The sequence below is a fragment of the Pseudomonas sp. Z4-7 genome (genome assembly GCF_051131965.1).
Taxonomy (GTDB): domain Bacteria; phylum Pseudomonadota; class Gammaproteobacteria; order Pseudomonadales; family Pseudomonadaceae; genus Aquipseudomonas.
Map to the genome: position 1 here is coordinate 74,164 of NZ_CP071642.1, position 18,733 is coordinate 92,896.

The window sequence follows — 18,733 nt, forward strand, 5'->3', positions numbered from 1 at the left end:
CCTAGGCTTTCAGAAAATTTAGGGCCAATGCTGTTAAACACTGGCCTATGCACATTCGGCATAATGCGCGTGTGACGCCGATGACGCGGCGAACGTGTGACCTGTTTTGGTGCGTCCTACGGGAGGACGGAGATGAATCTTGAAAGCAAATGGCTGGAGGACTTCAGTGCCTTGGCCGCGACGCGCAGTTTTTCCCAGGCGGCCGAGCGCCGCTTCGTGACGCAACCAGCATTCAGCCGGCGGATCCGCAGCCTGGAGGCGGCGCTGGGGCTGACCCTGGTCAACCGCTCCCGCACGCCGATCGAACTGACCGCGGCGGGACAGCTGTTCCTGGTGACGGCGCGTACGGTGGTCGAGCAGTTGGGCGAAGTGCTGCGGCACTTGCACCACCTGGAGGGCGGGCAGGGCGAAGTTATCCAGGTAGCGGCGGCACATTCCCTGGCGTTGGGTTTCTTTCCGCGCTGGATCGCCCAGTTGCGCAACGAAGGCATGAACATCGCCACACGGCTGGTGGCGACCAATGTCGGCGATGCCGTGCATGCCCTGCGTGAAGGGGGCTGCGACTTGATGCTGGCCTTCTACGACCCGGATTCGGCGATGCAGATGGACCCGGAGATCTTCCCATCGCTGCACCTGGGCCAGACCGAAATGCTCCCCGTCTGCGCGGCCGATGCCGACCGCAAGCCGTTGTTCGACCTGGAGGGCGAGACCAGCGTGCCCCTGCTGGCCTACAGCGCCGGCGCTTTTCTGGGCCGTTCGGTGAACCAGTTGTTGCGCCAGCGCGCCCTGCGTTTCACCACGGTCTACGAGACGGCCATGGCTGACAGCCTGAAAAGCATGGCCCTGGAAGGCCTGGGCATCGCCTGGGTGCCGCACCTGAGTGTGCGCAACGAACTGGCCCGGGGAGAGCTGGTGATCTGCGGGGGCGCGCAATGGCACGTGCCGCTGGAAATCCGCCTGTACCGCTGCGCCCTGGTGCGCAAGGCCAATGTGCGGTTGTTGTGGCGCAAGCTGGAGGGTGGCGCGGCCAGCCCTGCGGCTTGAAAGGCGTGAAAGCCATCGTCTGGGCTTTCACGCCTGATGGGCGGGTCAGTCGAAGCTGTCTACATAACTGCGGATGTTTGCCCGGTTCTTTTCGGTAAAGCGGTAGGTATTGCCACGAAAGTCCGAGAAGTCGTCGCCGAACATGATCGAATTACGCCACCAGCCGTCATATTCGATTGCGCCGTCATCATGGGTCGCGCCCAGCATATGGCCTATTTCATGGGCGGGTGTTCGGTAGTTAGTGATTGAAGCAATAGCCGCATAGCTTCTGACGGTCGCGATACCGGCAACTTTGCTGTTGAGATTGTCCCGAGTCAGCAACAGGATCTTGGCGAGGGACGGCTCAAGGCCGCCGTTCTGCACCGTCGTGATGTGCAGTTCCTCGATCAGTCGCCACCACTCCCGGATGGTTTTTTCTTGCTCTGCATGCTTGTAATTGAATCCCGAGAGCGAGGGGTAAGTACCCACGGGAAACATTGTGATCCGGACTTTACGATGTGCAACTTTCTCCAGCTCGGGTTTAAACCAGGAAAAGTAATCGGAATAGAGTTGGCTCGTACTGTAGTCTTTCAGATCGTCGTGTTTGACGACGACGATCACGATAGGTTTTTGCATGTTTGAACGTCCTGTTCAATAAGTGCTCCAGAAAGTGCCCCCTTGGTTACAAGAGCGCACCGTGCCGGATTGTTATAGGCTGGTTTTTGAACTGGATAAACCGCTGCTGAACTTCAAAATGTTTCACCGTGAATGAGCCCGCCACACTGACTCGATAGTCAGGAAAACCGCGGTTTGCGCAACGCATGACAGATGGTCGCGACAGGGGCTGTTTATCTGCTTCATTACGGTATACTGCCCGGCCTTCGGTCGGTCCACCCGGCCATAATTCGTACAACAAGCCACGCCGGTTTCCTGCGTGGCTTGTTGTTTTTTGACGCGCCCCAGGGCGCCCAGAGAGAAGAGGCACGACGATGAGTGCACTGGTTGGCGTGATCATGGGCTCCAAGTCCGATTGGTCCACCCTTAGCCACACCGCCGATATGCTGGAAAAGCTCGGCATCCCCTACGAGGTGAAAGTGGTGTCCGCCCACCGCACCCCGGACCTGCTGTTCCAGTACGCCGAAGAAGCCGAGGCGCGTGGCATCGAAGTGATCATCGCCGGCGCCGGCGGCGCGGCTCACCTGCCTGGCATGTGCGCGGCCAAGACGCACTTGCCGGTACTGGGCGTGCCGGTACAGTCATCGATGCTCTCGGGTGTCGATTCGTTGCTGTCGATCGTGCAGATGCCGGCCGGCATCCCGGTTGCCACCCTGGCCATCGGCAAGGCCGGCGCGATCAACGCAGCCCTGTTGTCGGCGAGTATCCTGGGCGCCAAGCATCCGCAGTTTCATACCGTGCTGAAAAAATTCCGCGCTGAGCAGACAGACAGCGTCCTGGACAATCCAGACCCACGCATTGCCTGAGGTTGTTGACGAATGAAGATCGGTGTAATCGGTGGCGGCCAGTTGGGTCGCATGTTGGCCCTGGCGGGTACGCCGTTGGGGATGAACTTCGCTTTCCTGGATCCGGCGCCGGACGCCTGTGCCGCAGCGCTGGGTGAACACCTGCGTGCCGATTACGGCGATCAGGACCATCTGCGCCAGCTGGCCGATGAAGTCGACCTGGTGACCTTCGAGTTCGAAAGCGTCCCGGCCGAGACCGTTGCCTTCCTGTCCCAGTTCGTCCCGGTCTTCCCGAGCGCCGAAGCCTTGCGCATCGCCCGTGATCGATGGTTCGAAAAGAACATGTTCAAGGACCTGGGCATTCCGACCCCGGCCTTCGCCGACATTCAGTCCCAGGCCGACCTGGAATCCGCCGTTGCGTCCATCGGCCTGCCGGCCGTGCTCAAGACCCGTACCCTGGGTTACGACGGCAAGGGCCAGAAGGTCCTGCGCAACCCGGAAGACGTCCCCGGCACATTCGCCGAGCTGGGCAGCGTCGGCTGCCTGCTGGAAGGCTTCGTGCCTTTCACCGGCGAAGTCTCGCTGATCGCCGTGCGTGCCCGTGACGGTGAAATCCGTTTCTACCCGCTGGTGCACAACACCCACAAGGACGGCATCCTCAAGCTGTCCGTCGCCAGCACCGACCACCCGCTGCAAGCCCTGGCTGAAGACTACTCCAGCCGGGTACTCAAGCAGCTCGATTATGTCGGCGTCATGGCGTTCGAGTTCTTTGAAGTGGATGGTGGCCTCAAGGCCAATGAAATCGCCCCGCGCGTGCACAACTCCGGGCACTGGACCACCGAAGGCGCCGAGTGCAGCCAGTTCGAAAACCACCTGCGGGCGGTCGCCGGGCTGCCGCTGGGGTCGACGGCCAAGGTCGGCGAAAGCGCGATGCTGAACTTCATCGGCAAGGTGCCGGACACCGAGAAGGTCCTGGCGATCGCCGACTGCCACCTGCATCACTACGGCAAGGCGTTCAAGGTCGGGCGCAAGGTTGGTCACGCCAACCTGCGTTGCGCCGACCGGGCCACGCTGGCCCAGCAGATCATCAAGGTCGAGACGCTGATCGCCGAGCAATAATCTGAAACATCGGTGGAACCATTCGTCGGCCGTCTTCTCTCATGGCAAGGTGCCAAAGTCTGACTAGGCTTTGGCATAGCTACTCAATTAGAGGGGGAATACCATGGGAATCATCGGAACCATTTTTATCGGCCTGATCGTTGGCCTGCTCGCACGTTTCCTGAAGCCTGGCGATGACAGCATGGGCTGGATCATGACTATCCTGCTGGGTATCGGCGGTTCACTGGCGGCCACTTACGGCGGCCAGGCCCTGGGCATCTATCAGGCAGGCGAAGGCGCTGGTTTCCTCGGAGCCCTGGTGGGCGCGGTGGTGCTGCTGGTGATCTACGGCCTGATCAAAAGGAACTGATCAAAGCGCGAAAGTCCTCTGCGCGTGGCGCGCGCGGAGGGCTAGAATGCCCGGCGTCGTATTTTTCCTTATGCCGAGCCCTTTCATGCGCCGTCTACTGCTGACCTTCCTTCTGCTGGGCACTGGCCTGGCCCACGCCGCCGAGCTGCCCGAAACCGACTGGCTCGAACTGATGCCCAAGTCGGACCAGAAGGCCCTCGAGGCCATGCCCGAGATCGATCACAACTCCCCCGAAGCCAACGGCACCTTCACCGAAAAGGGTGGCCTGAAGCAGAGCAAAGGCTTGCCGGCGGTGATGTATTCGACCAAGACCGTGGCATCAATGAACGACAAGCACATCCGCATCGGCGGATACCCGGTGCCGCTGGAAACCGACGCCAAGGGCCGTAGCACGCTGTTTTTCCTGGTGCCTTACCCCGGTGCCTGCATCCATGTCCCGCCACCGCCGCCCAATCAATTGGTGCTGGTGCGTTATCCCAAGGGCTTGAAGCTGGATGATATCTACACGCCGCTGTGGGTCACCGGCACGCTGAAGATCGAAAAGGTCGACAACGACCTGGCGAGCGCGGCGTATGCGATGGAGGCGCAGAAGGTGCGGGTGGTGCAGGAGGCGGATTTGTAGGTTTGGCATCAACCCATTGTGGGAGCGAGCCTGCTCGCGAAGGCGGTGTGTCAGTCAAGATATGTATTTACTGACACGCCGCCTTCGCGAGCAGGCTCGCTCCCACAGGGGATTTTTTTGTTCAGTGTGTTTAGAGCGGTTTGCTGCGAATGCTCATGCCCAGCGTATGGCTGGCATCTGGCAAGAGCGTCACCACATCATCCATCACATTGGCCGTCTCGATGCAGAGCATGCGTTGCCAGCCATCATCGGCCATGTCGCTGAAGGCCTTGGCCCGTTCGGTCCAGGGGTTCCAGATCACCGCCGAGCGTGAACCGGTAGCGGTCAATTCGATGCGTCGCTGCCAATGCGCGTCGACGATGCTCAGCGTTGGCGGCGTCTCGAGATAGATCCGGTCGGTTTCGCCGGCAAAATGCAGCTCGCCGGCCTGGGTATGGACGTTCCAGTCATCCAGGGTCTCGACGTAGCGCAAGCCATCCACTCCGTCGACATGCACGTTGCGCACGTCGCTGACCGCGAAATAGCTGTGCAGCGCCTGGCTCAGGCTGACGGTTTCGCTGCCACGGTTATGGCTGGTCAGATGGATATGCAGTTGCTTGTCCATGACGATGGTCAAGGTCAGGTCGACCTGATGGGGCCAGCCGGACAAACCGTTTTCGGGGTAGGGCAGCATGAATTCGATCTTCAGGCTTTCACCCTCGGCTTCGATGCCCTTGAGTTCCCAATCCATTGCCCGTACCAGGCCGTGGGCGGTGGCCGGTTCGTTGCTGACGCGCATGGCCTGGACGCTGTCGGGGTTGCGCGTCAGGTTGCCGAACCACGGCCAGCACACCGGTACGCCGGCACGGATGCTCTTGCCGGTCTTGAACGTCGCCTGGTCGTTGAGCCAGATCAGCGGCGGCTGGCCGTCCACTTGATAGCTGAGAACGTGCGCGCCTTGCTGGGCCACGAGCAACTCGGCCTGACCGTGGCGGATGCGCCAACCGTTCAGTTCATCCAGTTTGACGGCTTCGACGTTAGGCGTTGGCATGCTGCAAATCTCGTTCAGGAACATGGACTGCAATGGACCGCAAAACGGCCGCCGTGTTTAACGCGCCCGAGGTGGAACCGAGCGGGTACGACCACTGCCATCGATGGCGACGAACACGAACACCGCTTCGGTGACCTTGCGCCATTCGCTGGACAATGGGTCGTCACTCCAGACCTCGACCATCATCTGGATCGAGCTCCGGCCGATTTCCAGGGCCTGGGTGTAGAACGACAATTGCGCACCCACTGCCACCGGCACCAGGAACGCCATGCGATCGATCGCCACGGTGGCCACGCGGCCGCCGGCAACCTTGCTGGCCATCGCGGTGCCGGCCAGGTCCATCTGGGACACTAGCCAACCGCCGAAAATATCCCCGAAGCCGTTGGTCTCTCGGGGAAGCGCGGTGATTTGCAGGGCCAGATCGCCCTGCGGGATTGGATCTTCTTGTTCGAGCTCTATCATGCCGGGGGTGCCTCTGACCCGTAACGCTGTCTTGTACTTCAGGTGAGTAGCCGTCCTTAAAAAAACGATTCAGCCCGAACATGCCGCGTTCGTCACGTTTTTCGTCAAGGCGTGCCAAAGGGAAACTCTGCGAAACCGGCTGATCTCGTATTGCGCCACCAACGACGTTTTCGCACAGCAACCCCTTACAGAGTGTTGCAAGGTTGCGAGTATATCGGGCGATAGTCGTCGAGACGACCACTCGGTTCTGATTTCGACTGTCAATTACGCGCCTCTATGTGCTTTTTCGAACAATTTGCTATCGTGCCGAACCTGCCCGGGCGCCCATTCAGCGTTGTCGGGGCCGCAGAATCGACTATAAGAGAAGCCCTTGCCATGACCACTGCGCCTTCGAGCACGGCGACACCCGCACAACCCACCCGTCCGCTAACCCGTAACGACTACAAGACCCTGTCGCTTTCTGCCCTGGGCGGTGCGCTGGAATTCTACGATTTCATCATTTTCGTATTCTTTGCCACCGTGGTCGGCAAATTGTTCTTCCCGGCCGAGATGCCCGAGTGGCTGCGCCTGATGCAGACGTTCGGCATCTTTGCCGCCGGTTACCTGGCCCGGCCGCTGGGCGGGATCATCATGGCCCACTTCGGCGACCTGCTGGGACGCAAGAAGATGTTCACCCTGAGCATCTTCATGATGGCCGTGCCGACCCTGATCATGGGTCTGCTGCCTACTTACGCGCAGATCGGCATGTGGGCACCGATCCTGTTGCTGCTGATGCGGGTAATCCAGGGCGCCGCGATTGGCGGCGAAGTGCCAGGCGCCTGGGTATTCGTTTCCGAACACGTGCCGGCGCGCCATATCGGCTATGCCTGCGGCACGCTGACCTGCGGCCTGACGGCGGGGATTTTGCTGGGTTCGCTGGTTGCCACGGCCATCAACAGCATTTATACGCCGGTGGAAGTGGCGGATTACGCCTGGCGGATCCCGTTCCTGCTGGGCGGCGTGTTCGGCCTGTTTTCGGTGTACCTGCGCCGCTGGCTCCACGAAACCCCGGTATTCGCCGAGCTGCAATTGCGCAAGGCCCTGGCCGAAGAAGTGCCGTTGCGCGCGGTGCTGCGTGATCATCGCGGCGCCATCGCCATTTCGATGCTGCTGACCTGGCTGTTGTCGGCGGGCGTCATCGTGGTGATCCTAATGACACCCACCGTGCTGCAGACCGTGTACCACTTCAGCCCGACCACCGCGTTGCAGGCCAATAGCCTGGCGATCGTATTCCTCAGTTTCGGCTGTATCGGCGCGGGTGTGCTGGCTGACCGCTTCGGCGCCGGCCGGGTGTTCGTCTTTGGTAGTGGCTTGCTGCTGATCACCTTCTGGACCTTCTACCACAGCCTGTTCGAGCACCCCGAGTGGTTGTTCCCGCTCTACGCCTTGAGCGGCTTGCTGGTGGGTACCATTGGCGCGGTGCCCTACGTTATGGTCAATGCCTTCCCGGCCGTGGTGCGCTTCAGCGGACTGTCGTTCTCCTACAACCTGGCCTACGCGATCTTCGGCGGGCTGACCCCGATGATCGTGACCCTGCTGTTGAAAGAGAGCCCGATGGGGCCGGCGTACTACGTGGCGATCATCTGCGGGATCGGGATGGTGATCGGTGGGTACCTCTGGAAGAAGGGCCGATAACCGGCGCTTTTTTCCCACTTGTACTGGCGCTTTCGCGAGCACCATGGATCATCCCTGCAAAAGCCAATGCTGGCCTTTCATCCAATTGTCATATTTCAGCCATAGAGTGTTCATACGGCTTGTCGATACTTGGCCGACTTAACACACCCTATCTGCTAGGAGTAAGGCATGAAACTGAAGCGTTTGATGGCGGCAATGACGTTTGTCGCTGCTGGCGTCGCGACTGCCAACGCGGTTGCCGCTGTTGACCCTGCGATCCCGAGCTACACCAAGACCACTGGTGTGTCGGGCAACCTGTCCAGCGTCGGCTCCGATACCCTGGCTAACCTGATGACCTTGTGGGCCGAGAACTACAAGAAGGAATACCCGAACGTCAACATCCAGATCCAGGCCGCCGGTTCCTCCACCGCGCCACCCGCACTCACCGAAGGCACCGCAAACCTGGGCCCGATGAGCCGCAAGATGAAGGACAACGAGCTGCAAGCCTTCGAACAGAAGTACGGCTACAAGCCGACCGCTATTCCGGTTGCCGTGGACGCCCTGGCGGTATTCGTGCACAAGGACAACCCGATCAAGCACCTGACCATGGCTCAGGTCGATGCGATTTTCTCCTCGACTCGCCTGTGCGGCGCCAAGGCTGACGTCAAGACCTGGGGCGACCTGGGCGTGACCGGCGACCTGGCCAACAAGCCAGTCCAGCTGTTTGGCCGCAACTCGGTGTCCGGCACCTACGGCTACTTCAAGGAAGAAGCCCTGTGCAAAGGCGACTACAAGCCAAACGTCAACGAACAACCAGGTTCGGCTTCGGTTGTGCAGTCGATCAGCAGCTCGCTTAACGGCATCGGCTACTCGGGTATCGGCTACAAGACCGCCAGCGTGAAAACCGTTGCCCTGGCCAAGAAGGAAGGCGGCGAGTTCATCGAGGACACCGAAGAAAACGCCCTGAACGGCAAATATCCGCTGTCGCGTTTCCTCTACGTCTACGTCAACAAGGCGCCGAACAAGCCTCTGGCCCCGCTGGAAGCCGAGTTCGTCAAGCTGATCCTGTCCAAGCAAGGCCAGGAAGTCGTGGTCAAGGACGGCTACATCCCGGTTCCAGCCAAAGTCGCCGCCAAGGCACTGGCTGACCTGGGGCTGCAGGAAGGCGGCAACGTCGCCAAGCAGTAACGCCTGAGCCCAGGCCCCTGTGGGAGCGAGCTTGCTCGCTCCCACAGACCAAATTTCCATCCGCTGCCGGTTCCCACCGGCGGCGGATTTGTTGCGTCACTTCACTGTCATCTTTCTGTCATACAGGATCGCTAGGGTGTGCGCATGAATGATCTGGCCAACTCCACAATGACTACGACTTCCCCTCCCAAGCGCATTGACTTCAATACGCCTGAGCTGCAACGCAAGCGCCGCATCCGCGCGCTCAAGGATCGCCTCACCCGTTGGTACGTGCTGGTTGGCGGCCTCGCCGTCCTCGCCGCCATTACTTTGATTTTTTTCTTCCTGGCCTACGTGGTACTGCCGCTGTTCCAAGGCGCGGACCTGACCGCCAAGGACTCGATTACCCCTGCCTGGATGCAAGACGCCGGCAAGCCGCTGATGATCGCCATCGAAGAACAGAACCAGGTGGCGATGCGGGTTTCCGACAAAGGCGTGGCGCTGTTCTACAACCTCGACAGCGGTGCCGAACTGCGGCGTGTCGACCTGCCGATCCCGGCCGGCGCCACTGTGACGTCCATCGGTGAAGATCAGCCCGGCAGCCCGCTGGTGGCGATCGGCTTGTCCAATGGCCAGGCCCTGGTGTTCCGCCACACTTATAAAGTCAGCTACCCCGACGGCAAGAAAACCATCTCTCCGGCCATCGAATACCCTTACGGTGAAGCGCCGATCGCGTTGAACGAGCAGGGCGCGGCCCTGGAGCATGTCAGCCTCAACGCTACCGATTCGACGTTGCTGCTGGCTGGCTCCAGCGGCGCGCAGCTCTATGTGTTGTCGCTCACCAGCGAAGAAAACATGATGACCGGTGAAATCACCAGCGAGCAGACGCGTATCGATCTGCCGCAGATGACCGAGCCGGTAAAAAACATCTTCGTCGACCCGCGCCAGCAGTGGCTGTATGTGGTCAACGGGCGCGCCCAGGCCGATGTGTTCAGCCTGCGGGACAAGAGCCTCAACGGTCGCTACAAGCTGCTCGAGAACGCTGACGCCCAAGTCACCGCCGTTGCCCAGTTGGTCGGTGGCATATCGCTGATCATCGGTGATTCCAAGGGCGGCCTGGCCCAGTGGTTCATGGCTCGCGATCCGGACGGCGAGCTGCGTTTCAAACAGATTCGTACCTTCCACATGGGCAGCGCGCCCATCGTCGAGATCAGCGCCGAAGAGCGTCGCAAGGGTTTCGTTGCGCTCGACGCCGGCGGCAAGCTCGGCGTGTTCCACAGTACTGCCCACCGCACCTTGCTGGTTGACCAGGTAGTCGATGGCCAAGGCCTGTTCGGCATGTCGCCACGGGCCAACCGCCTGATCGTGGAGCAGGGCGGCAAGCTGCAACCGCTGGTCCTGGAGAACCCACACCCGGAAGTCTCGTGGAGCGCCTTGTGGAGCAAGGTCTGGTACGAAAACTACGATGAGCCCAAGTACGTCTGGCAATCGACCGCCGCCAACACCGACTTCGAACCCAAGCTGAGCCTGTCGCCGCTGACCTTCGGCACCCTGAAAGCGGCGTTCTACGCGATGCTTCTGGCCGCGCCGCTGGCGGTTGCCGCAGCGATCTACACCGCCTACTTCATGGCCCCGGGCATGCGCCGCAAGGTCAAGCCGGTGATCGAGCTGATGGAAGCGATGCCGACGGTGATCCTCGGTTTCTTCGCCGGTCTGTTCCTGGCGCCGTACGTCGAAGGGCATCTACCGGGCATCTTCAGCCTGCTGATGTTGCTGCCGATCGGCATCCTGGTCGCCGGTTTCGCTTTCAGCCGCCTGCCGGAATCCATTCGCCTGCGAGTGCCGGACGGCTGGGAAAGCGCCTTGCTGATCCCGGTGATCCTGTTCGTCGGCTGGCTCTCGCTGTACATGAGCCCATACATGGAAGCGTGGTTCTTTGGCGGCGACATGCGCATGTGGATCTCCCATGACCTGGGTATCACCTACGACCAGCGCAACGCCCTGGTGGTCGGCCTGGCGATGGGCTTCGCGGTGATCCCGAACATCTATTCCATCGCCGAAGACGCCGTGTTCAGCGTGCCGCGCGGCCTGACCCTGGGCTCGCTGGCCCTGGGTGCGACACCGTGGCAGACCATGACCCGCGTGGTCATCCTCACCGCCAGCCCGGGCATCTTCTCGGCGCTGATGATCGGCATGGGCCGGGCGGTGGGCGAGACGATGATCGTGCTGATGGCCACCGGCAACACCCCGGTGATGGAAATGAACCTGTTCGAAGGCCTGCGCACCCTGGCGGCCAACGTCGCGGTGGAGATGCCTGAGTCGGAAGTCGGCGGCAGCCATTACCGCGTGCTGTTCCTGTCGGCCTTGGTGCTGCTGTTGTTCACCTTCGTCATGAACACCCTCGCCGAGCTGATCCGTCAGCGTCTGCGCAAGAAATATTCGTCGCTTTAAGAAAGGTAGAAGTCTGTGAAACAGAACTCCCTGAAAGGATGGTTCAAGAGCGGCGCCCCGGGCGTCTGGATCAGCGGTGGCGCGGTGTCCATCGCGGTCATCATGACCATTGGCCTGTTGGCGGTGATTGCCGTGCGCGGCCTGGGCCACTTCTGGCCGGCCGACCTGATCCACGCCAGCTACAACGTACCGGGCATGCCGGCGCACCTGGTGGTCGGCGAAGTCGTACAGAAAGAAGAAGTGCCTCGCGAGCGTCTGAAAAGCGCTGGCCTGCCGGTGCCGGACGAAGGCCCGGAGTTCATGACCCGCGAACTGGTCAAGGTCGGTAACCGGGATCTCAACGGCACCGATTTCACCTGGATCGTCGGCGACTGGCTGAGCAACCAGACGACCCCGCCGGAGCTGATGGCTCTGGAGCGACGTGAGTGGGGCAACTTCTACGGCTACCTGGTCAACGTCAAGGAACAAGGCAAGGTCATCGCCGAGGGCGAAGCCGCCTGGCCGCAGTTGCAGGCGCGTATCGAGCGGGTCAATCAACTGGCCGACGAACTCAAGACTCTGGAAAAAGTCGACATCGGCGCGATCAACGCCGGCCTCGAGCGCATCCGCCTGCACGGTCGCAAGCTGGAGCTGGACGGCAAGCTCGACGCCGCCGCCCAGGCTGACCTGGAAAGCGAACGCGCCGAACTGAACGCCCGCTACAAGGACATCGAAGCGCGCCTGACCGACCTGCACGCGCAGTTCAACCGCGACAGCCTGACGGCCCGCGATGCCAACGGCAAGGAAGTGGAAATCGAGATCGGCAAGGTGGTGCACGCCTACCAGCCAAACGGCATGGGCACGTTCACCAAGATGGGTTTCTATTTCAGCAAGGTCTGGGAGTTCCTCAGCGACGACCCGCGTGAAGCCAACACCGAAGGCGGGATCTTCCCGGCGATTTTCGGCACCGTGATGATGACCCTGATCATGGCGATGATCGTCACGCCGTTCGGCGTGCTGGCAGCGGTCTACCTGCGTGAATACGCGCGCCAGGGGCCGATGACCCGCCTGATCCGCATCGCGGTGAACAACCTTGCAGGCGTTCCGGCCATCGTCTACGGCGTGTTCGGGCTGGGTTTTTTCGTCTATGTGCTGGGCGGCTCGGTTGACCGGCTATTCTTCCCCGAGGCTTTGCCGGCGCCGACCTTCGGCACGCCAGGCCTGCTCTGGGCTTCCTTGACGCTGGCGCTGCTGGCCGTACCGGTGGTGATCGTGGCCACCGAGGAAGGCCTGGCGCGGATTCCGCGGACCGTGCGTGAGGGTTCCCTGGCACTCGGTGCAACCAAGGCCGAAACGCTGTGGAAAATCGTCCTGCCGATGGCGAGCCCGGCGATGATGACCGGCATGATCCTCGCCGTGGCCCGTGCCGCCGGCGAGGTAGCGCCGCTGATGCTGGTGGGCGTGGTGAAACTGGCGCCGTCGCTGCCGCTGGATGGCAACTACCCGTACCTGCACCTGGACCAGAAAATCATGCACCTGGGCTTCCATATCTATGACGTCGGCTTCCAGAGCCCGAACGTCGAAGCGGCCCGGCCATTGGTCTACGCCACGGCGTTGCTGCTGGTACTGGTGATCGCGACCCTGAACCTGTCGGCGGTGTGGATCCGTAACCACCTGCGTGAGAAGTACAAGGCACTGGATAGTTGAGGGTCTGTGGGAGCGAGCCTGCTCGCGAAGCTTTTGGCGGCCTCAAGGCCCCCTTCGCGAGCAGGCTCGCTCCCACATTGGAATTTCATGGGGCCGCCACACAGGCGTTCCGAACCGAATTTGTTAGCACAGGGAGCCTCCCATGCAACACGAAGCACCTACACACGGCATCAACATGTCGGCCCTGGGCCGCGACAAGCAGAGCCTGAACCTGGCTCAGGAAACCGTCGCCATCGAAGTGCCCGGCCTGAACCTGTTCTACGGTCAGAAACAGGCGCTGTACGATGTCAGCCTGAACATCCCGAAACAGCGCGTCACCGCGTTCATCGGTCCGTCGGGCTGCGGCAAGTCGACCTTGCTGCGCACCTTCAACCGCATGAACGATCTGGTGGACGGCTGCCGCGTCGAAGGCGAAATCAACCTCTACGGCAACAACATCTACCGCAAGGGCGAAGACGTTGCCGAACTGCGTCGTCGCGTGGGCATGGTGTTCCAGAAGCCCAACCCGTTCCCCAAGACCATCTACGAGAACGTCGTCTATGGCCTGCGGATCCAGGGCATCAACAAGAAGCGCGTACTCGATGAAGCCGTGGAGTGGGCACTCAAGGGCGCGGCGCTGTGGGATGAGGTCAAGGACCGCCTGCACGAATCGGCGCTGGGCCTGTCCGGTGGGCAGCAGCAGCGTCTGGTGATCGCCCGCACCATCGCCGTGGAGCCGGAAGTGCTGCTGCTCGACGAACCTTGCTCGGCACTCGACCCGATCTCGACGCTGAAAGTCGAGGAACTGATCTACGAGCTCAAGTCCAAGTTCACCATCGTCATCGTGACCCACAACATGCAGCAGGCGGCACGGGTGTCCGACTACACCGCGTTCATGTACATGGGCAAGCTGGTGGAATTCGGCGACACCGATACCCTGTTTACCAATCCGGCCATGAAGCAGACCGAGGACTACATCACGGGTCGCTACGGCTAGCCGTAGAGCCGCAAGCTTCAAGCTACAAGCGGCAAGTAAAGGCGGTTTGAGTAACGACATATATCAGCTTGCAGCTTGAAGCTTGCAGCTCACAGCTTTTGCGGAGCAAAACCATGATTTCGAAGGAAGGCCTCACCCACCACATTTCCGCGCAGTTCAACGCCGAGCTGGAAGAGGTGCGCAGCCACCTGCTGGCCATGGGCGGGCTGGTGGAAAAGCAGGTCAACGACGCGGTGACCGCGCTGATTGAGGCCGACTCCGGCCTGGCCCAGCAAGTGCGCGAGATTGATGACCAGATCAACCAGATGGAACGCAACATCGACGAAGAATGCCTGCGCATCCTGGCCCGTCGTCAGCCGGCGGCTTCCGACCTGCGCCTGATCATCAGCATCTCCAAGTCGGTGATCGACCTTGAGCGGATCGGCGACGAAGCCACCAAGATCGCTCGTCGCGCCATCCAATTGTGCGAAGAAGGTGAAGCGCCGCGCGGCTACGTCGAGGTTCGCCACATTGGTGACCAGGTGCGCAACATGGTCCGCGATGCGCTGGACGCCTTCGCCCGTTTCGACGCCGACCTGGCGCTGTCGGTGGCCCAGTACGACAAGATCATCGATCGCGAGTACAAGACCGCCCTGCGCGAACTGGCGACTTACATGATGGAAGACCCGCGTTCGATTTCCCGGGTGTTGAGCATCATCTGGGTGCTGCGTTCGTTGGAACGTATCGGCGATCATGCACGCAACATCTCGGAACTGGTGATCTACCTGGTGCGTGGCACCGATGTACGGCACATGGGGCTCAAGCGGATGAAGGAAGAAGTTGAGGGCACCCCGTCCGAAACCGCTAATGTTCCCGGTCAAACTGACGATAAGTAAGATTGCCAAGAAAAGCGCCCGGCCTTCTGGTCGGGCTTTTTTTTGCGGTTTTTTTAATCAAAAGCAGCACCCCGCGAACGAAAAGTCCCGGCGTGACTGAAGGTTTTTGGCGATGTGCCATCAGTAAGGCGGTATGCTTGCCGGGATTTTTTAGAGGTGTATCTGGATGAGTAAGGTCAGTGTGTTGGTCGTGGACGATGCTTCGTTCATTCGTGACTTGGTGAAGAAGTGCCTGCGCAACTACTTCCCAGGCATCCGCATCGAAGACGCGGTGAACGGCAAGAAAGCCCAGGCCCTGCTGGCCCGTGAAGCGTTCGACCTGGTGCTGTGCGACTGGGAAATGCCAGAAATGTCCGGCCTGGAATTGCTGACCTGGTGCCGCCAGCAGGACAATCTCAAGGGCATGCCGTTTGTGATGGTGACCAGCCGTGGCGACAAGGAGAACGTGGTCCAGGCGATCCAGGCCGGCGTTTCCGGCTACGTCAGCAAACCCTTCACCAACGAACAGTTGCTGACCAAGGTCAAGCAGGCCTTGAACAAGGTCGGCAAGCTCGACACGTTGATGAACAGTGCCCCGACCAAGATGAATTCGGCGTTCGGCAATGATTCGCTCAGTGCCCTGACCGGCGGCAAGGCCGCTCCGGTTGCGGCGTCTGCGCCAGCGGCGAACCCGTTTGCCAAGCCCGCTGCCGCGCCTGCACCCGCTGCGGCTGCCGCTCCGGCGGCACGTGGCTTGCTCAACAGCCCGCCCGTCAAGGCACCTGCCGCGTCCGCACCCACTGCCAATCGCGGCCAAGGCCAGTTGCGCCTGTCCAGCGGCACCCAGCAATGCGTCATCAAGGCCCTGAGCCTCAAGGAAGCGCTGCTGGTGGTCAAGCGCACCGACACCCTGCCGCAAGTGCTGGAGAGCTCGGTGCTGGACATGGAGCAGGGCGACAACGCCGAAACCGCTCGTCTGAACGGCTACCTGCACGCCATCGTCGCCCATGAGCAAACCCCTGACAGCGAATGGCTGCAACTGACTTTCCGCTTCGTCGACAAAGACCCGCAGAAACTCGACTACATCTCCCGCCTGATCGCCCGCGGCACGGCGCAGAAGCACTTCGTACCGGGCGCCTGATCTGGCGGCGCCCTTCAGTCAGCTATCGCGAGCAAGCTCGCTCCCACAGGAGATCTGCTGCTGACACAAATTTTGTGGCAAACACAGATCAGTGTGGGAGCGAGCTTGCTCGCGATGGGGCCATCAGCTTCAACCCGACCGCCGATCCAATTTTGAAACATCCGTCGACTACGCTGGTCCATCCCAGCTGCTAGGCTGCTTTGCAGGCCTTCATTTCGACAGAATTCTTGCCCATGCTCGTGCCGTTGCTGTTCGCCTGTGGTCTTGTCCTGGCCGCCACCCCGGCCTTGGCCATGACCATCTACAAATCCACCGACGCCAATGGCGTGGTCTCCTACAGTGACCGCCCCAGCAAAGGCGCCCAGGTGTTCGTATTTCGTGATCGCATGGTCGAGCGCCTGGAGCGCCAGGTGTTTCTCGACATCAGGAAGCAGAAGGGCGCGGACGCGGTGTACGTGCGCAACGACCTCTATGCGCCGGTGGAAATCGAGCTGAGCTTCGCCGGGTTGCGCAATGTGAGCGGAGCGCCGAGCCGGCCGATCCGCCGCGTGCTGCCGGCGCGCAGCAACCTTCGCCTGGCGCTGCTGACGGCCACCCGGCCCGGCAGGCCACTGGCTTATACCCCAAGGTTCGAATACTCCCTGGGCGACCCCGCAGGCACGGCGCAAGCTTATCGCTATCCGTTGCCCTGGCGTGGCGGGCCGTTCCGGTTGAGCCAGGGCGCCAACGGCCAATACAGCCATTACGGCCCGAAGAACCGCTACGCCATGGACATTGCGATGCCCGAAGGCACGCCTATCATCGCGGCGCGTGGCGGGGTCGTGGTCAAGACCGAGAACGAGCAGACCGGGCGCGGCACCGATCCTGCCGGCAACTTTGTGCGCGTGTTGCACGATGACGGGACCATGGGAGTCTACCTGCACCTGCAGAAGGGCTCGGTGAGCGTCCAGGAGGGGCAACGGGTCGTGGTGGGCACGCCGCTGGCGCTATCAGGCAACACCGGTAACAGCTCCGGCCCGCACCTGCACTTCGTGGTCCAGCGCAACACCGGGCTGGGGTTGGTGTCGATTCCCTATCAGTTCAACCAGCCGGTGGGTGACTTGCCCAACTTTGCGTTGGGCAAGCAATAGCACGGGAGATGACAAGAAGGCTTTTCGTGGCGAGGGAGCTTGCTCCCGCTCGGCTGCGAAGCAGTCGTCGCTTTTGGGGTCGCTTCGCGACCCAGCGGGAGCAAGCTCCCTCGCCACAGTGGGTTATGCCTTCAACTTGCGGGCAGATCGACACTCAATCGAGCATCAACACCTTCGCCAGGATGATCTTCGGCCCTTTCATCTTCTTGATGATGATCCGCAGGCCTTCGACTTCCAGCACTTCTTCCTCTTCCGGCACCCGTTTCAGGGTTTCGTAGACCAACCCTGCCAGGGTTTCCGCTTCGATGTGGTCCAGGTCGATGCCCAGCAGACGCTCCACCTTGAACAGCGGGGTGTCGCCGCGCACCAGTAGCTTGCCCGGCTGATAGGCGAGGATGCCACGCTCGGCCTTGCGGTGTTCGTCCTGGATATCGCCCACCAGCACTTCCAGAACGTCTTCCATGGTCAGGTAGCCGATGATATTGCCGTCGGCTTCCTCGACCACGGCGAAGTGCGAACCGCCCTTGCGGAACTGCTCCAGCAGCTGCGACAACGGCATGTGCCTCGATACTCGCTCCAGCGGGCGGGTCAGTTCCGCCAGGTTGAACGATTCGGGGATGTGGTCCAGGGCCGCCAGTTCCAGCAGCAGGTCCTTGATGTGCAGCAGGCCGACGAATTCCTGGCGCTCGCTGTCGTACACCGGATACCGGCTGAACTTGTGGCGACGGAACATCGCCAGGATTTCCTTGAGCGGGGCATTGAATTCCAGCGTTACCAGGTCTTCCCGGGAGTTGGCCCAGTCCACCACCTCCAGCTCGCCCATTTCCACGGCGGAGGCCAGCACGCGCATGCCTTGGTCGCTCGGGTCCTGGCCACGGCTGGAGTGCAGGATCAGCTTCAACTCCTCGCGGCTGTAATGGTGTTCATGATGCGGGCCGGGCTCACCCTGGCCGGCGATACGCAGGATCGCATTGGCGCTGGCATTGAGCAGGTAGATCGCCGGGTACATGGCCCAGTAGAACAGGTACAGCGGTACGGCCGTCCACAGCGACAGCAGTTCCGGTTTGCGGATCGCCCAGGATTTGGGCGCCAGCTCGCCGACCACGATGTGCAGGTAGGAAATGATGAAGAACGCGGTGAAGAACGACACACCCTTGATCACTTCCGGCGACTGGACGCCGACCGCGCCCAGTAGCGGCTCGAGAATGTGCGCGAACGCCGGCTCGCCGACCCATCCCAGCCCCAGTGAGGCGAGGGTGATACCCAGCTGGCAGGCCGACAGATAAGCGTCGAGCTGGCTGTGGACGGTGCGCAGGATGTGCCCGCGCCAGCCGTTCTGTTCGGCAATGGCCTCGACCCGGGTCGAGCGCAGCTTGACCATGGCAAATTCGGCCGCAACGAAAAAACCGTTGAGCAAGACCAGGATCAGAGCAAAAAGAATCATGCCGAATTCGGCGAAGAGTGTAGCGAGGGACAAGCCAGGGGAAGGGTCCATGATGGAGTTTTGCAGGTTCCGTATGTTCGTATGATGGGAAATCGGCGCCTGAAAAGGCAGGCACAAGTCAGCCAATGTAGCGGCTGACCGGGCGATTGCCTAGTGGGGAACGCCC

General features: G+C 61.2%; 17 protein-coding genes. 13 read left to right on the top strand and 4 right to left on the bottom strand.

Features of this window, described 5'->3' with window-relative positions; all coding sequences use genetic code 11:
• The first annotated feature begins 132 nt into the window (after positions 1-132).
• Positions 133-1,044, top strand: a complete 912-nt coding sequence (locus tag J3P91_RS00310; RefSeq protein WP_434602400.1) for a LysR substrate-binding domain-containing protein — start codon at positions 133-135, stop codon at positions 1,042-1,044.
• 45 nt (positions 1,045-1,089) lie between these two features.
• Here the strand turns inward: J3P91_RS00310 and J3P91_RS00315 are convergent, their stop codons facing one another.
• Positions 1,090-1,659, bottom strand: a complete 570-nt coding sequence (locus tag J3P91_RS00315) for a reprolysin-like metallopeptidase (RefSeq protein WP_434602401.1) — start codon at positions 1,657-1,659, stop codon at positions 1,090-1,092.
• A gap of 353 nt (positions 1,660-2,012) precedes the next feature.
• On the opposite strand from J3P91_RS00315, the gene purE reads away from it, so the two are divergent.
• From purE to J3P91_RS00335, 4 genes are all read left to right on the top strand, one after another.
• On the top strand, positions 2,013-2,504 hold the full coding sequence (purE, locus tag J3P91_RS00320; RefSeq protein WP_003196369.1) for a 5-(carboxyamino)imidazole ribonucleotide mutase: 492 nt from the start codon (positions 2,013-2,015) through the stop codon (positions 2,502-2,504).
• A gap of 12 nt (positions 2,505-2,516) precedes the next feature.
• A complete protein-coding gene (locus J3P91_RS00325; RefSeq protein WP_434602402.1) occupies positions 2,517-3,602 on the top strand; it encodes a 5-(carboxyamino)imidazole ribonucleotide synthase in 1,086 nt (361 codons plus the stop codon).
• Between the two features lie 103 nt (positions 3,603-3,705).
• Positions 3,706-3,951, top strand: a complete 246-nt coding sequence (locus tag J3P91_RS00330) for a GlsB/YeaQ/YmgE family stress response membrane protein (protein ID WP_256229514.1) — start codon at positions 3,706-3,708, stop codon at positions 3,949-3,951.
• Positions 3,952-4,036: 85 nt separating this feature from the next.
• A complete protein-coding gene (locus J3P91_RS00335) occupies positions 4,037-4,573 on the top strand; it encodes a DUF3299 domain-containing protein (RefSeq protein WP_305497682.1) in 537 nt (178 codons plus the stop codon).
• A 130-nt stretch (positions 4,574-4,703) separates the two neighbouring features.
• Here J3P91_RS00335 and J3P91_RS00340 read toward each other — a convergent pair whose 3' ends face one another.
• The gene (locus J3P91_RS00340) at positions 4,704-5,603 is read right to left on the bottom strand and encodes a D-hexose-6-phosphate mutarotase (protein ID WP_434602403.1); all 900 of its coding nucleotides are present in this window, start codon (positions 5,601-5,603) and stop codon (positions 4,704-4,706) included.
• A 57-nt stretch (positions 5,604-5,660) separates the two neighbouring features.
• A complete protein-coding gene (locus J3P91_RS00345) occupies positions 5,661-6,065 on the bottom strand; it encodes an acyl-CoA thioesterase (protein WP_003177184.1) in 405 nt (134 codons plus the stop codon).
• A gap of 375 nt (positions 6,066-6,440) precedes the next feature.
• Between J3P91_RS00345 and J3P91_RS00350 the strand changes: the two genes are divergently transcribed.
• From J3P91_RS00350 to J3P91_RS00385, 8 genes are all read left to right on the top strand, one after another.
• Positions 6,441-7,739 (top strand): MFS transporter, encoded by a 1,299-nt coding sequence (locus tag J3P91_RS00350; protein ID WP_434602404.1) that lies wholly within the window; start codon positions 6,441-6,443, stop codon positions 7,737-7,739.
• Positions 7,740-7,907: 168 nt separating this feature from the next.
• Entirely contained in the window at positions 7,908-8,906 is a 999-nt protein-coding gene (locus J3P91_RS00355; protein ID WP_053127032.1) for a phosphate ABC transporter substrate-binding protein PstS, read from the top strand.
• A 396-nt stretch (positions 8,907-9,302) separates the two neighbouring features.
• Positions 9,303-11,336: an ABC transporter permease subunit gene (locus J3P91_RS00360; protein ID WP_434605235.1), complete on the top strand. Its 2,034-nt coding sequence runs from the start codon at positions 9,303-9,305 to the stop codon at positions 11,334-11,336.
• A gap of 15 nt (positions 11,337-11,351) precedes the next feature.
• Positions 11,352-13,022, top strand: a complete 1,671-nt coding sequence (gene pstA / locus J3P91_RS00365; RefSeq protein WP_434602405.1) for a phosphate ABC transporter permease PstA — start codon at positions 11,352-11,354, stop codon at positions 13,020-13,022.
• Positions 13,023-13,164: 142 nt separating this feature from the next.
• Positions 13,165-13,998 carry a phosphate ABC transporter ATP-binding protein PstB gene (gene pstB / locus J3P91_RS00370; RefSeq protein ID WP_305497678.1) on the top strand — a complete coding sequence of 278 codons (834 nt, stop codon included), beginning with the start codon at positions 13,165-13,167 and terminating at the stop codon, positions 13,996-13,998.
• 113 nt (positions 13,999-14,111) lie between these two features.
• Entirely contained in the window at positions 14,112-14,873 is a 762-nt protein-coding gene (gene phoU / locus J3P91_RS00375) for a phosphate signaling complex protein PhoU (protein WP_072397242.1), read from the top strand.
• A 166-nt stretch (positions 14,874-15,039) separates the two neighbouring features.
• On the top strand, positions 15,040-15,993 hold the full coding sequence (locus tag J3P91_RS00380) for a response regulator (protein WP_434602406.1): 954 nt from the start codon (positions 15,040-15,042) through the stop codon (positions 15,991-15,993).
• A gap of 233 nt (positions 15,994-16,226) precedes the next feature.
• Positions 16,227-17,123 carry a peptidoglycan DD-metalloendopeptidase family protein gene (locus tag J3P91_RS00385; RefSeq protein ID WP_434570571.1) on the top strand — a complete coding sequence of 299 codons (897 nt, stop codon included), beginning with the start codon at positions 16,227-16,229 and terminating at the stop codon, positions 17,121-17,123.
• Positions 17,124-17,277: 154 nt separating this feature from the next.
• Here the strand turns inward: J3P91_RS00385 and J3P91_RS00390 are convergent, their stop codons facing one another.
• A complete protein-coding gene (locus tag J3P91_RS00390; protein WP_186611377.1) occupies positions 17,278-18,618 on the bottom strand; it encodes a hemolysin family protein in 1,341 nt (446 codons plus the stop codon).
• Positions 18,619-18,733: the final 115 nt, after the last annotated feature.

What these genes read in the sequence shown, in the direction of transcription:
- J3P91_RS00310 (WP_434602400.1), top strand. Translation starts at nt 133, where the DNA reads ATGAATCTTGAAAGCAAATGGCTGGAGGACTTCAGTGCCTTGGCCGCG.
- J3P91_RS00315 (WP_434602401.1), bottom strand. Translation starts at nt 1,659, where the DNA reads ATGCAAAAACCTATCGTGATCGTCGTCGTCAAACACGACGATCTGAAA.
- purE (WP_003196369.1), top strand. Translation starts at nt 2,013, where the DNA reads ATGAGTGCACTGGTTGGCGTGATCATGGGCTCCAAGTCCGATTGGTCC.
- J3P91_RS00325 (WP_434602402.1), top strand. Translation starts at nt 2,517, where the DNA reads ATGAAGATCGGTGTAATCGGTGGCGGCCAGTTGGGTCGCATGTTGGCC.
- J3P91_RS00330 (WP_256229514.1), top strand. Translation starts at nt 3,706, where the DNA reads ATGGGAATCATCGGAACCATTTTTATCGGCCTGATCGTTGGCCTGCTC.
- J3P91_RS00335 (WP_305497682.1), top strand. Translation starts at nt 4,037, where the DNA reads ATGCGCCGTCTACTGCTGACCTTCCTTCTGCTGGGCACTGGCCTGGCC.
- J3P91_RS00340 (WP_434602403.1), bottom strand. Translation starts at nt 5,603, where the DNA reads ATGCCAACGCCTAACGTCGAAGCCGTCAAACTGGATGAACTGAACGGT.
- J3P91_RS00345 (WP_003177184.1), bottom strand. Translation starts at nt 6,065, where the DNA reads ATGATAGAGCTCGAACAAGAAGATCCAATCCCGCAGGGCGATCTGGCC.
- J3P91_RS00350 (WP_434602404.1), top strand. Translation starts at nt 6,441, where the DNA reads ATGACCACTGCGCCTTCGAGCACGGCGACACCCGCACAACCCACCCGT.
- J3P91_RS00355 (WP_053127032.1), top strand. Translation starts at nt 7,908, where the DNA reads ATGAAACTGAAGCGTTTGATGGCGGCAATGACGTTTGTCGCTGCTGGC.
- J3P91_RS00360 (WP_434605235.1), top strand. Translation starts at nt 9,303, where the DNA reads ATGCAAGACGCCGGCAAGCCGCTGATGATCGCCATCGAAGAACAGAAC.
- pstB (WP_305497678.1), top strand. Translation starts at nt 13,165, where the DNA reads ATGCAACACGAAGCACCTACACACGGCATCAACATGTCGGCCCTGGGC.
- phoU (WP_072397242.1), top strand. Translation starts at nt 14,112, where the DNA reads ATGATTTCGAAGGAAGGCCTCACCCACCACATTTCCGCGCAGTTCAAC.
- J3P91_RS00380 (WP_434602406.1), top strand. Translation starts at nt 15,040, where the DNA reads ATGAGTAAGGTCAGTGTGTTGGTCGTGGACGATGCTTCGTTCATTCGT.
- J3P91_RS00385 (WP_434570571.1), top strand. Translation starts at nt 16,227, where the DNA reads ATGCTCGTGCCGTTGCTGTTCGCCTGTGGTCTTGTCCTGGCCGCCACC.
- J3P91_RS00390 (WP_186611377.1), bottom strand. Translation starts at nt 18,618, where the DNA reads ATGGACCCTTCCCCTGGCTTGTCCCTCGCTACACTCTTCGCCGAATTC.